The sequence below is a fragment of the Burkholderia sp. genome, from assembly GCF_018375725.1.
In the GTDB taxonomy this organism is placed as follows: domain Bacteria; phylum Pseudomonadota; class Gammaproteobacteria; order Burkholderiales; family Burkholderiaceae; genus Burkholderia.
In genome coordinates, this window is sequence record NZ_JAHACR010000020.1 from 17,649 (window position 1) to 30,838 (window position 13,190).

The following is a 13,190-nucleotide window of genomic DNA, read 5'->3' on the forward strand; positions in this document are numbered from 1 at the left end:
CGTCAGGCTCCGCAGGCGGCTGCGAGCAGCGCGTCGTAGCGGCGCTGCGCGCGCAGGATGGCATCGCAGACTTCGCGCGCAGCGCCCTGGCCGCCGCGGGCCTCTGCGACCCAGTGCGCGCGGGCGATCACCTCGGGATGGGCGTTCGCCGGCGCGGCGGCGAAACCGCAGCGCAGCATCACCGGCAGGTCGGGCCAGTCGTCGCCCATGTAGCCGCAGGCTTCCGGGGCGATGCCGAGCCGGGCGGTCAGTTCGGTGAAGGCGGTGATCTTGTTCTCGACGCCCTGGAACAGGTGCGCGATCTTCATTTCCTTCGCGCGCGCGGCGACGATGTCGGAGCGGCGGCCGGTGATGATCGCGGTTGCGATCCCCGCTTCGCCGAGCAGCTTCACGCCGTGGCCGTCGAGCGAGTTGAACGACTTCATCGCGTCGCCCGCGGCGGTAAACAGCAGGCCGCCGTCGGTCAGCACGCCGTCGACGTCGAAAATCATCAGCTTCACGCGGCTCGCGCGTTCGGCGGCAGTCAGCGGAGCCGTCATCAGATTACCTTCTTCGAGAACAGGTCGTGCATGTTGAGCGCGCCGATCAGCGCACCGTTGGCATCGGTCACCAGCATCTGGTTGATCCGGTGGCGCTCCATCAGTTCCACCGCCTCGACCGCCAGGTGGTCCGCGCCGATCGTGCGCGGCTGGCGCGTCATCACGTCCGCGATCGGCAGCTTGCGGAAGTCGCCGTCCCGCTCGAGCACGCGGCGCAGGTCGCCATCGGTGAAGATCCCGACGACCTTGCGGTCCGGGTCGATGACGGCCGTCATGCCCATCCGCTTCGCGGTGATCTGGAACAGCGCGTCCGCCAGCGTCGCGTCGAGCCCGACGTACGGAACCTCGTCGCCGGTGCGCATCACGTCGCGCACGTAGGTGAGCAGGCGCCGGCCGAGCGCGCCGCCCGGGTGCGAGCGGGCGAAATCGTCCGAGCCGAAGCCGCGCGCGTCGAGCACGGCGACCGCGAGCGCGTCGCCGAGCGCGAGCGCGGCGGTGGTGCTGGCGGTCGGTGCGAGATTGAGCGGGCAGGCTTCCTTCGCGACGGCGGCGTTCAGGTTCACGTCGGCAAGCTGGCCGAGACTCGAATCCGGGCGTCCCGTCATCGCGATCAGCTTCGCGCCGATCCGCTTGACGAGCGGGAGGATCGCGACGAGTTCTTCCGACTCGCCGGAATAGGAGATGCCGATGAAGACGTCGTCTTCCGTCACCATTCCAAGGTCGCCGTGGCTGGCCTCGGCAGGATGAACGAAGAACGCGGGCGTGCCGGTGCTCGCGAGCGTGGCCGCGATCTTGCGGGCGATATGCCCCGATTTGCCGATTCCGGAAACCACCACGCGGCCACGGCAGCCGAGCAGCAGGGCGACGGCTTCGACGAAGGTGCCGTTCAGCTGGTCGCGCAGTGCGCGCACGGCGTCCGCCTCGATGTCGAGCACGTCGCGGGCGAGCGCGAGCGCCCGATCATCATTGATTTTCGCTATCATGCGCGGAGTATAGCAAAGGCGTTTGTTCGCCGCGCCCGCCCGGGCCGGGCCTCCTCGGTTCCCGGCCCAATCCCGCGCCCGCCTTGCCGTGGCCCTGACGAACGAGGACGCTTTGCCCGTGATTTCCCCGCTCGAAATGACGATCCTGCTGCTGCTCGCGTCGGTGGTGGGCGTCGTCGTGTTCCGTTCGCTGAACCTGCCGCCGATGCTCGGCTATCTGACCGTCGGCATCCTGGTCGGCCCGCACGCGTTCGGCGTCACGTCGGATCTCGAGCGGGCCGAGCATCTCGCGGAATTCGGCGTGGTGTTCCTGATGTTCTCGATCGGTCTCGAATTCTCGCTCTCGAAGCTGCGGGCGATGCGCCGGCTCGTGTTCGGCCTCGGCCTGCTGCAGGTGCTCGCGACGCTCGCGCTCGCGGTCGTGCTCGGCGCGCTGTTCGAGCGCTGGGTGCACATCACGTGGCAGGGCAGCGTCGCGCTGGGCGGCGCGCTCGCGATGTCGTCGACCGCGATCGTGTCGAAGATGCTCGCCGAGCGTCTCGAAATCGAGACCGGGCACGGCCGCAACATCTTCGGCGTGCTGCTGTTCCAGGATCTCGCGGTCGTGCCGCTGCTGATCGTGATCTCCGCGTTCGGCGTCGAATCGTCGACGGATCTCGCGATGACGCTCGGCCTGGCGGCCGTCAAGATCGTCATCGCGCTGTCGCTGCTGCTGATCGTCGGGCAGCGCTTCATGACGCGCTGGCTGAACGTCGTCGCGCGGCGGCGCTCGCAGGAGCTGTTCGTGCTGAACCTGCTGCTGATCACGCTCGGCGCGGCGTTCATTACCGACCGGTTCGGCCTGTCGCTCGCGCTCGGCGCATTCATCGCGGGGATGCTGATCTCCGAGACGCCGTACCGGCACCAGGTCGAGGAGGACATCAAGCCGTTCCGCGACGTGCTGCTGGGGCTGTTCTTCGTGACGACGGGGATGCTGCTCGATCCGCGCGTGATCTGGGAACACCCGCTGCTCGTGATCGGCTTCTTCGTCGGGCAAGTGCTGTTCAAGGGCACGATGATCGCCGGGCTCGCGCGGCTGTTCGGCGCATCGCCGGGCGTCGCGATGCGCACGGGCCTCGGGCTCGCGCAGGCCGGCGAATTCGGTTTCGTGCTGCTGAACCTGATCCTCGACCGGCATCTCGTCGATGCGACGCTGTTGCAGGCGATTCTCGCGTCGATGCTGCTGTCGATGCTCGCCGCGCCGTTCCTGATCCAGAACGCCGACCGGATCGTGATGCGGCTGTCGTCGACCGAATGGATGCAGCAGTCGCTGCAGATGACGCGGATCGCAACGCAAAGCCTCAAGCAGCGCGGCCACGTGATCATCTGCGGCTATGGCCGCGCCGGGCAGAACCTCGCGCGCATGCTCGAGCACGAAGGCATTCCGTACGTTGCGCTCGACCTCGATCCCGACCGCGTGAGTGCGGCCGCGGCGGCCGGCGAATCGGTCGTGTTCGGCGACGCCGCGCGCCGCGAGTCGCTGCTCGCGGCCGGTATCCACCGTGCGAAGGCGGTGGCGATCACTTATGCGAACACGCCGTCCGCGCTGCGGGTGCTGCATCACGTGCACGAACTGGAGCCGACCTTGCCGGCGATCGTGCGCACCGTCGACGACGCCGACCTGGAGAAACTGCTCGCCGCCGGGGCGACCGAGGTGATCCCGGAAATCGTCGAGGGCAGCCTGATGCTCGCGTCGCATACGCTCGTGCTGGTCGGCGTGCCGATGCGGCGCGTCGTGCGGCGCGTCGAGGAGATGCGCGACGAGCGCTACAGCCTGCTGCGCGGCTATTTCCGCGGCGCGGACGACACGGACGACGACGACCACGAGCAGGTGCGGCTACAATCTGTCCCGGTCGACGCGCGCGCGGACGCCGTCGGACGCTCGCTGGAGGAGCTCGGGCTGTTCGCGCTCGGGCTCGAGGTCACCGCGATTCGCCGTCACGGCATCCGCGGCGTCGAGCCGGATCCGCAGACCAAGCTGCGCGCGAGCGACATCGTCGTGCTGCGCGGGCTGCCCGAGGCGCTCGCGCTCGCGGAGGAGCGTCTGTCGCGCCATCGGCGCGAAGGCCCGGCCGCGGTCGCCTGAGCGCCGCCACAATCTGTCCCGTATTTTTCGAACGGTGCCCGATAGCTTCGCGCACCGTTTTTTTCGGAGAGTTTCATGCCGCATTCGTCGTCGGGCGCCCAGCTCGATCCCATCGCCTTCATTCAAAGCCAGATCCGCACCGTGCCCGACTGGCCGCAGCCGGGCGTGATGTTTCGTGACATCACGACGCTGCTGCAGAGCCCGAAGGCGCTGCGCGTGCTCGTCGACCTGTTCGTCGAGCGCTATGTCGACGCGAAGCTCGACTACGTCGCGGGTCTCGACGCGCGCGGCTTCATCATCGCGCCGATCGTCGCGTACGAGCTGAGCGTCGGCTTCGTGCCGATCCGCAAGGTTGGCAAGCTGCCGTACAAGACGCAGCAGGAGTCGTATCAGCTCGAATACGGCAGCGCGACCGTCGAGATCCACGAAGACGCGTGCCGGCCGGGCGACCGCGTCGTCATCATGGACGACCTGATCGCGACCGGCGGCACGATGATGGCGGGCCGCAACCTGCTGCAGCGACTCGGCGCAGTCGTCGTCGAGGGAGCGGCGATCATCGACCTGCCGGAGCTCGGCGGTTCGACGCTGCTGCGTGACGCCGGGTTGCCCGTCTATACGGTCACGGAATTCTCCGGCCACTGAGCACCGTTTTCCGGAGCGAAGCCACGATGCCGAATTTCATGCTGTTCCTCGCCACGTCGGTCGCGATCACGCTCGCACCCGGCCCGGACAACCTGCAAGTGCTGGCGCGCGGCATCTCGCAGGGCCGCGCGGCCGGCCTGGTCGCCGCGCTCGGCTTTGCCGCCGGCGTGACGTTCCACACGACGCTCGCGGCGCTTGGCATCGCGGCGGTGCTGCGGTCGTCGCCGGTCGCCTTCCAGATCCTGAAGCTCGCGGGCGCCGCGTACCTGATCTGGATCGGCATCAAGGCGTTGCGCAGCCAGGGGCTCGCGACCGCGCGCGAGCGCGCGTCGCAGCCGCTCGCGTCGATCTTCCGCCAGAGCGTGCTCGGCAACATGATGAATCCGAAGGTGACGCTGTTCTTCGTCGTGTTCCTGCCGCAGTTCGTCGATCCGCATGGCGCGCAGGGCGTGACGCTGCAGATGTTCGAGCTCGGCGCGCTTTTCATGCTGCAGGCGGCCGCGATCTTCTCGCTGTTCGGCGTGTGCGCGGGCGCGATCGGAACCTGGCTGAAGCGCAGGCCGACGGCGGGCGTGTGGCTCGACCGGTTTGCCGGCGCGACGTTCATCGCGATCGGCATCCGTGTCGCGCTGAAGGATTGAGGGCGTTGCCGATGACGTTTCCCTGCATCGCCGCCGCGCGCCGTTTCGATCCGGCCGCGCATCTGCGCTTCGAGATCGCCGGCGAGCCGGTCGGCTGGGTACGCCGTTCCGATGCGGCGCGACTCGCGCGCTGGCCCGACGTATTCGAGCGGCTCGACGACCGCATCGTGCTGTCCGACCGCTACGACACGGTCGATGCGCGCAGCATGGCGCTGGCCGGTGCGATCGGCGCACTCGCGGCGGAAGGGGCGATCCCCGGCTGGCGCGACGAGATCTATGCGATCCGGAACCGCTTCGACGATCCGCCGCTCGCGTATATCGAACGCGCGGCGTCGCGCTTCTTCGGCACGCAGACTTATGCAGTGCACCTGAACGGCATCGTAGAATATGCGGCTACGCCAGCGCCGCTGATGTGGCTCGGATGCCGCAGCGCGACCAAGGCAACCGATCCGGGCATGCTCGACAACGTGGTCGCGGGCGGTATCGGCTGGGGGCTCGGCGTTCACGAGACGCTGACCAAGGAATGCTGGGAAGAAGCCGGCATTCCGGCAGAACTTGCGGCGCGCGCGATCGCGGGCCGCGCGGTGCAGGTGCTCAGCTCGCTGCCGGAGGGCACGCAGTCCGAACTGATCTTCGTCTACGACCTGCCGCTGCCGGGCGACTTCGCTCCGCATAACCAGGACGGCGAGGTCGCCGAACATCTGCTGGCTGGCGTGCCCGAGGTGATCGCCTGGCTGCGGGAAGGCCGGGCGACCATGGACGCGAGCCTCGCGATACTGGATACGCTGCTGCGTCACCGCTGGATCGCAGCCGGCGATGCCGCGGGCATCGACGCGCTGTTCGCGCCGGCCGCCTGACGCGGTTGCGCGGCGCACACGCAATCGAATACACGAACACGAAAACGAAGGGAGTAGCGGTCATGTCGGCCGATCACAGCTTTATCTTGAAACTGTCGTGCCCCGACCGGCACGGCATCGTTCACGCGGTCTCGGGCTTTCTGTTCGAGCGCGGCAGCAACATCCTCGATTCGGCGCAGTTCGGCGACAGCCGCACCGGCGAATTCTTCATGCGCGTGCATTTCGACCAGAACGGCACCGGTGCCGACGCCGCGACCACGCTCGCGACGCTGCGCGAGGCGTTCGCGCCGCTCGCCGAGCAGTTCGCGATGCGCTGGGAACTGCACGATGCGTCGGTGAAGCCGCGCGTCGTGATCATGGTGTCGAAGATCGGTCACTGCCTGAACGATCTGCTGTTCCGCTATCGCACCGGCCAGCTGCCGATCGAGATTCCGGCGATCGTGTCGAACCACAAGGATTTCTACCAGCTCGCCGCGAGCTACGACATCCCGTTCCATCACTTCCCGCTCGTCGGCGGCTCGTCCGACGCGGCGAAGGCCGCGCAGGAAGCGCGCGTGCTCGAGGTGATCGACGAGCATCAGGCCGACCTGGTCGTGCTTGCGCGCTATATGCAGATCCTGTCGCCGAACATGTGTGAGCAGCTCGCGGGGCGCGCGATCAACATCCATCACTCGTTCCTGCCGAGCTTCAAGGGCGCGAAGCCGTATTACCAGGCGTTCGACCGCGGCGTGAAGCTGATCGGCGCGACCGCGCACTACGTGACGACCGATCTGGACGAAGGCCCGATCATCGAGCAGGAAGTCGAGCGCGTCGATCACAGCATGACGCCGGACCAGCTGACCGCGATCGGCCGTGACGTCGAGTGCGTGACGCTCGCGCGCGCGGTGAAATGGCACGTCGAGCACCGGATCGTGCTGAACGGGACGAAGACGGTCGTGTTCCGCTGAAGCGGCATCCCGGCGCCACATGTGAAAACGCCGCCCCCGGCAACGGGGGCGGCGTTTTCGTTTGCCGCATCGCAACGGGGCGGCGTGCGCCTCAGATCAGGCGCAACGCGTGCAGTTCGCGTTTCACATACGCGTAGAAGATCGGCGCGGCGATCACGCCCGGCAGCCCGAACGCCGCTTCCATCACGAGCATCGCCAGCAGCAGTTCCCACGCGCGCGATTCGATCTGCCCGCCGATGATCTTCGCATTCAGGAAATACTCGAACTTGTGGATGACGACGAGGAACACGAGGGAGGCGATCGCGGTGCCCATGCTCACCGACAGCGACACGGCGACGATCAGCGCATTCGAGATCAGGTTGCCGACCACCGGCAGCAGACCGGTGATGAAGGTGACGAGCACGAGCGTCTTCGACAGCGGCAGCCGCTGATGAAAGACCGGCAGTGCGACGAGCAGGTAGATGCCGGTGAAGAGTGCGTTGATCGCCGAGATCTTGATCTGCGCGAACACGATCCGGCGGAACGCCTCGGCAAAGCGCGACGCGCGCGTGACGAGCGCGGTCGACAGCGGCATGCGCGGCTTGTTGTGCTCGACGCTGATCGCGATCATCGCGCCGATGATCATCCCGAACAGCACATGTCCGAAGCCGCGCGCGAAATTCTTGCCGCTTTGCTGGAGCTGATCCATATGCGTGTTCACCAGCACGATGGCCTTGGTCTTCATCTGCTCGACGTCGACCGGCAGCACGTTCGCGATCCATGCGGGCGTCCGGGGGCGGGCCTGTTCGACGATCTGCATCAGCTGGCCGAGGAGATTCTGCAGGTTCGGCACCGTGTGTTCGAAGTATTCGGCGAGGCCGACCGTCAGGCCGGCCAGTCCGCTGACGATCGCGGCGGACAGCAGCACGACGGCGACCCAGCGGGCGCGCTGGCTGGTCGTGTGACGCTCGATGACCGGGGCGATCGTGTGGACGAGCTGGTAGACGAGCAGGCCGGCCAGCAGGCCGCTGAGCAGTTTCAGTTCGAGGACGAGCCACATCGAGACGAGGACGAGGAGATAGCTGCCGATCTCGATCGCCGATAGTTTCGGCAGGCTGAAATCGCTCGTCAGCCGCACGCTGCGCAGGTGTGGCTCTTTCGGCTGCGATTCGCGCGACGACTCTTGTTGCTTCTCCATCGTGTGTTCCTGGTGTCGATCGGCGTGGGCGCTTCGGCGCTTTCGGATCTCATGCAAAGCTGTCGGCCGGGGCGGCCGTTCATGCGCCATGCCCGCCCGACTGGCGCAGCGGCTGCACGCGGCACGCCGGGCATGGCGGGCGCGTGCAAAACCTGACGACCGCAGAGTATATAGCTGCCATTATCGTCCGGAAACCGGCGTTTGGCGCGCGTATCGGACAACCGGGGAGAAACGGCTGGCGACGGCGCGCAGCGGGGCGGAAAAGGGGAGGGAACGGCGGGAAGAACGCGCGCGGCCGGGCGCCGAGGCAAGGTCAGGCCGTCGCCCGTTTGCCGTTGTTGCGCTTGAGCAGCGGCGCGAGGTACTTGCCGGTGAAGCTCGCCTTCGTCTTCGCGACCTGCTCCGGCGTCCCCTGCGCGATGATCTGGCCGCCGCCCGCGCCGCCTTCCGGCCCGAGGTCGATCACCCAGTCGGCCGTCTTGATCACGTCGAGGTTGTGCTCGATGATCACGACCGTGTTGCCCTGGTCGCGCAGCCGGTGGATGACTTCGAGCAGGAGCGCGATGTCGTGGAAGTGCAGACCGGTCGTCGGCTCGTCGAGGATGTACAGCGTGCGGCCGGTGTCGCGCTTCGACAGCTCCAGCGACAGTTTGACGCGCTGCGCCTCGCCGCCCGACAGCGTCGTCGCCGACTGGCCGAGGCGGATGTAGCCCAGGCCGACATCGAGCAGCGTCTTCAGCTTGCGCGCGACGACGGGCACCGCGTTGAAGAACTCGTACGCGTGCTCGACCGTCATGTCGAGCACTTCGCTGATGTTCTTGCCCTTGTACTGGACTTCGAGCGTCTCGCGGTTGTAGCGCTTGCCGTGGCAGACGTCGCACGGCACGTACACGTCCGGCAGGAAGTGCATCTCGACCTTCAGCACGCCGTCGCCCTGGCACGACTCGCAGCGGCCGCCCTTCACGTTGAACGAGAAGCGGCCCGGATCGTAGCCGCGCTCCTTCGATGTCGGCACGCCGGAGAACAGTTCGCGGATCGGCGTAAACACACCGGTGTACGTCGCCGGGTTCGAGCGCGGCGTGCGGCCGATCGGCGACTGGTCGACGTTGATCACCTTGTCGAAGTGCTCGAGGCCCTCGATCGCCTCGAACGGCGCGGGTTCCGCCGCCGAGCCGTACAGGTGGCGCGCGACCGCGTGGTACAGCGTATCGTTGATCAGCGTCGACTTGCCGGAGCCGGACACGCCGGTGATGCAGGTCAGCAGGCCGACCGGCAGCTCGAGATCGACGTGCTTCAGGTTGTTGCCGTGCGCGTCGATGATGCGCAGCATCCGTTCGGGATCGGGCGCGAGCCGTTCGTCCGGGAAGTCGATCGTGCGCTTGCCGACGAGATACTGGCCGGTCAGCGACTGCGGGTTCGCCTGCACCTGTTTCGGCGTGCCTTCGGCGACCACCGTGCCGCCATGCTCGCCCGCGCCGGGGCCCATGTCGACGACATAGTCGGCGGTGCGGATCATGTCCTCGTCGTGCTCGACGACGATCACCGAGTTGCCGAGGTCGCGCAGGTGCTTGAGCGTCGCGATCAGCCGGTCGTTGTCGCGCTGGTGCAGGCCGATCGACGGCTCGTCGAGCACGTACATCACGCCCGTGAGGCCGGAGCCGATCTGCGACGCGAGGCGGATCCGCTGCGCCTCGCCGCCCGACAGCGTCTCGGCGCTGCGCTCGAGCGACAGGTAGTCGAGGCCGACGTTGTTCAGGAAGGTCAGCCGCGCGACGATTTCCTTGATCACCTTGTCGGCGATCTCGCGCTTCGCGCCTTCGAGCGTCAGGCCTTCGAAGTAGCCGAGCGCATCGCGCAGCGGCCAGCCGCTCACTTCATAGATCGCGCGTGCGCAATCGCCCGTGCCGACCCGCACGAAGCGCGCCTCGCGGCGCAGGCGCGTGCCGTCGCACGACGGGCATGGCTGGTTGTTCTGGTACTTCGACAGTTCCTCGCGCACCGCGGCGGAATCGGTTTCGCGGTAGCGGCGTTCCAGGTTCGGGATGATCCCTTCGAACACATGTTCGCGAACCGTCGTGCGGCCGCGCTCGTTGATGTAGGAGAACGGGATCGTCTGCTTGCCGGAACCGTACAGCAGCACCTTCTTGATCTTCTCGGGCAGATCCTCGAACGCGGTGTCGATGTCGAAATCGTAGTACGCCGCGAGGCTTTGCAGCATCTGGAAGTAGAACTGGTTGCGCCGGTCCCACCCCTTCACCGCGCCCGCGGCGAGCGACAGCGACGGATGCGCGACAACCCGCTTCGGATCGAAGAACGTGATCTGGCCGAGGCCGTCGCATTCCGGGCACGCGCCCATCGGGTTGTTGAACGAGAACAGTCGCGGCTCGAGTTCCTGCAGCGAGTACGAGCACACCGGGCACGCGAACTTCGAGCTGAACAGGTGTTCCTTGTCCGTGTCCATCTCGAGCGCGATCGCGCGGCCGTCGGCCAGGCGCAGCGCGGTCTCGAACGACTCGGCGAGGCGCTGCTTCATGTCCGGGCGCACTTTCAGGCGGTCGACGACGACGTCGATCGTGTGCTTCTCGTTCTTCTTGAGCTTCGGCAGCGAATCGACCTCGTAGATCTTAGCGACGCCTTCGTTCGCGGTGCCGCCGCCCGAGCGCACGCGGAAGCGCACGAAGCCCTGCGCCTGCATGTCCTCGAACAGCTCGACGTGCTCGCCCTTGCGGTTCGCGACGACGGGCGCGAGGATCATCAGCTTCGTATCCTCCGGCAGCGCGAGCGCCGCGTCGACCATCTGCGACACGCTTTGCGCTTCGAGCGGGATCTCGTGGTCCGGGCAGTAAGGCGTGCCGACACGTGCGTACAAAAGTCGCAGGTAGTCGTGGATTTCGGTGACCGTGCCGACGGTCGAGCGCGGGTTGTGCGACGTCGCCTTCTGCTCGATCGAGATCGCGGGCGAAAGCCCCTCGATCAGGTCGACGTCCGGTTTCTCCATCAGTTGCAGGAACTGACGGGCATAGGCCGACAGGCTCTCGACGTAGCGGCGCTGGCCCTCGGCATAGAGCGTGTCGAATGCGAGCGACGATTTGCCCGATCCGGACAGCCCGGTAATCACGACCAGTTTGTGCCGCGGCAGGTCGAGATTGACGTTCTTCAGGTTGTGGGTTCTCGCCCCACGGATACGGATCTGTTCCATGAACCTGGCAAAAAGGTGGAAACCAAACCTGCTACTATAGCGGCTTTTCGAGACCGTCGTTCGGTGCTCCCAGCCTTTGCAGCCGCAGCCGGCAAGGTCGCGGCGGCGCCTCGCGAGGCACCGTGCCGCGCCGGCTCAGGCGCGCCGGGCAGTGTCCCGATGCAGCCGGCCGGCGGCCCGGCCGCTCCCGTGCCGCAAGGCCGGATCGACGACCCGGATCTTTCGCCGCCCGCCGCCGGGCGGACATTCCGATCATTCGAAATTCATTCCCGATGTCCAATCCGTCTGCCACGTCCTCTCGCATGACCGCGCCCGAATTGCGCGCGACCACGTCGCTCGCGGCGATCTTCGCCCTGCGCATGCTCGGCCTGTTCATGATCATGCCGGTGTTCTCGGTCTACGCGAAAACCATTCCGGGCGGCGACAACGTGCTGCTCGTCGGCATTGCGCTCGGCGCGTACGGCGTCACGCAGTCGCTGCTCTACATCTTCTACGGCTGGGCATCCGACAAGTTCGGGCGCAAGCCGGTGATCGCCACGGGCTTGCTGATCTTCGCGATCGGCAGCTTCGTCGCCGCGTCCGCGCACGACATCACGTGGATCATCGTCGGGCGGGTCATCCAGGGTATGGGGGCCGTATCGTCCGCGGTGCTCGCGTTCATCGCCGACCTGACCTCCGAGCGGAATCGCACGAAGGCGATGGCGATGGTGGGCGGCAGCATCGGCGTGTCGTTCGCGGTCGCGATCGTCGGCGCGCCGATCTTGTTTCACTGGGTCGGCATGAGCGGACTGTTTACGCTGGTCGGCGTGCTGTCGATCCTGGCGATCGGCGTCGTGCTGTGGGTCGTGCCGGATGCGGCGAAGCCGGTGCACGTGCCCGCGCCGTTCGCGGAGGTGCTGCACAACAGCGAATTGCTGCGCCTGAACTTCGGCGTGCTCGTGCTGCATGCGACGCAGACCGCGCTGTTCCTCGTCGTGCCACGCCTGCTCGTCGACGGCGGCCTGCCCGTCGCGTCGCACTGGAAGGTTTACCTGCCGGTGATGGGCCTCGCGTTCGTGATGATGGTGCCCGCGATCATCGTCGCGGAAAAAAGGGCCAAGATGAAGCCGGTGCTGCTCGGCGGGATCGTCGCTATCCTGATCGGCCAGTTGCTGCTGGGTACGGCGCCGCATACCATCCTGATTATCGCGGCGATCCTGTTCGTCTACTTCCTTGGGTTCAACATCCTGGAGGCGTCGCAGCCCTCGATGGTCTCGAAGCTCGCGCCCGGCTCGCGCAAGGGCGCGGCCACCGGGGTGTACAACACGACGCAGTCCATCGGCCTGGCGCTTGGCGGCGTCGTGGGCGGCTGGCTGCTCAAGCACGACGGCCCGAACACGGTGTTCTTGACCTGCTCAGGGCTGGTGGCCGTGTGGCTTATAATCGCGGCCGGCATGAAACAGCCGCCGCGCAAGGCCTGATCTATCATCCGGGCCGGCATGGGCGGCGCGTTTCCGGGGCGCCCTGAGGGCCGGCCGACGGAGTCCGCGAGCCGCCCGGGGGCGGCCCGGCATCGAATTTACTGGAGAAACACATGGCATCCGTCAACAAGGTCATCCTCGTCGGCAACCTCGGCGCCGATCCTGAAGTGCGTTACCTGCCGAGCGGCGACGCGGTCGCGAACATCCGCCTCGCGACGACCGATCGCTATAAGGACAAGGCGAGCGGCGAGTTCAAGGAAATGACCGAGTGGCATCGCGTCGCGTTCTTCGGCCGCCTCGCGGAGATCGTCAGCGAGTACCTGAAGAAGGGCTCGTCGGTGTACATCGAAGGCCGCATCCGCACGCGCAAGTGGCAAGGCCAGGACGGCCAGGATCGCTACTCGACCGAAATCGTCGCCGACCAGATGCAGATGCTCGGCGGCCGCGGCGGTTCGGGCGGTGGCGGCGGTGGTGACGACGGCTATGGCGGCGGTTACGGCGGCGGCCGTGGCGAGCAGATGGAGCGCGGCGGCGGCGGTGGCCGTGCGGGCGGCGCGGCGCGCGGCGGCAGCGGCGGCGGCGCGGCGACGAGCCGTCCGAGCGCGCCGGCCGGCGGCGGC

Annotated in this window: 11 protein-coding genes; 7 read left to right on the plus strand and 4 right to left on the minus strand. The window is 67.1% G+C overall.

The window, feature by feature from the left end:
• Nucleotides 1–2: 2 nt before the first annotated feature.
• Together KH616_RS05450 and kdsD are read right to left on the minus strand one after the other, a co-directional pair.
• Entirely contained in the window at nucleotides 3–539 is a 537-nt protein-coding gene (locus KH616_RS05450; protein ID WP_292237906.1) for an HAD family hydrolase, read from the minus strand.
• Nucleotides 539–1,522 (minus strand): arabinose 5-phosphate isomerase KdsD, encoded by a 984-nt coding sequence (kdsD, locus tag KH616_RS05455; protein ID WP_292237907.1) that lies wholly within the window; start codon nucleotides 1,520–1,522, stop codon nucleotides 539–541. The genes KH616_RS05450 and kdsD overlap by 1 nt, the downstream gene beginning before the upstream one ends.
• Nucleotides 1,523–1,640: 118 nt before the next feature.
• Between kdsD and KH616_RS05460 the strand changes: the two genes are divergently transcribed.
• From KH616_RS05460 to purU, 5 genes are all read left to right on the plus strand, one after another.
• Nucleotides 1,641–3,647: a monovalent cation:proton antiporter family protein gene (locus tag KH616_RS05460; RefSeq protein WP_292237916.1), complete on the plus strand. Its 2,007-nt coding sequence runs from the start codon at nucleotides 1,641–1,643 to the stop codon at nucleotides 3,645–3,647.
• Between the two features lie 75 nt (nucleotides 3,648–3,722).
• The gene (locus KH616_RS05465) at nucleotides 3,723–4,289 is read left to right on the plus strand and encodes an adenine phosphoribosyltransferase (protein WP_292237908.1); all 567 of its coding nucleotides are present in this window, start codon (nucleotides 3,723–3,725) and stop codon (nucleotides 4,287–4,289) included.
• Nucleotides 4,290–4,315: 26 nt separating this feature from the next.
• Complete coding sequence (locus KH616_RS05470) at nucleotides 4,316–4,930, plus strand: LysE family translocator (RefSeq protein WP_292237909.1); 615 nt, start codon at nucleotides 4,316–4,318, stop codon at nucleotides 4,928–4,930.
• 11 nt (nucleotides 4,931–4,941) lie between these two features.
• Nucleotides 4,942–5,787 (plus strand): NUDIX hydrolase family protein, encoded by an 846-nt coding sequence (locus KH616_RS05475; RefSeq protein ID WP_292237910.1) that lies wholly within the window; start codon nucleotides 4,942–4,944, stop codon nucleotides 5,785–5,787.
• Nucleotides 5,788–5,849: 62 nt separating this feature from the next.
• Nucleotides 5,850–6,734, plus strand: coding sequence for a formyltetrahydrofolate deformylase (purU, locus tag KH616_RS05480; RefSeq protein WP_292237911.1), 885 nt, complete (start codon nucleotides 5,850–5,852; stop codon nucleotides 6,732–6,734).
• A gap of 91 nt (nucleotides 6,735–6,825) precedes the next feature.
• Here purU and KH616_RS05485 read toward each other — a convergent pair whose 3' ends face one another.
• Both KH616_RS05485 and uvrA read right to left on the minus strand, forming a co-directional pair.
• Nucleotides 6,826–7,911 carry a hypothetical protein gene (locus KH616_RS05485; RefSeq protein WP_292237912.1) on the minus strand — a complete coding sequence of 362 codons (1,086 nt, stop codon included), beginning with the start codon at nucleotides 7,909–7,911 and terminating at the stop codon, nucleotides 6,826–6,828.
• Nucleotides 7,912–8,224: 313 nt separating this feature from the next.
• Nucleotides 8,225–11,110 (minus strand): excinuclease ABC subunit UvrA, encoded by a 2,886-nt coding sequence (uvrA, locus tag KH616_RS05490; protein ID WP_292237913.1) that lies wholly within the window; start codon nucleotides 11,108–11,110, stop codon nucleotides 8,225–8,227.
• 272 nt (nucleotides 11,111–11,382) lie between these two features.
• On the opposite strand from uvrA, the gene KH616_RS05495 reads away from it, so the two are divergent.
• Nucleotides 11,383–12,570, plus strand: coding sequence for an MFS transporter (locus tag KH616_RS05495; protein ID WP_292237914.1), 1,188 nt, complete (start codon nucleotides 11,383–11,385; stop codon nucleotides 12,568–12,570).
• Between the two features lie 113 nt (nucleotides 12,571–12,683).
• A partial coding sequence (gene ssb, locus KH616_RS05500; RefSeq protein WP_292237915.1) for a single-stranded DNA-binding protein occupies nucleotides 12,684–13,190 on the plus strand: 507 nt, incomplete at its 3' end.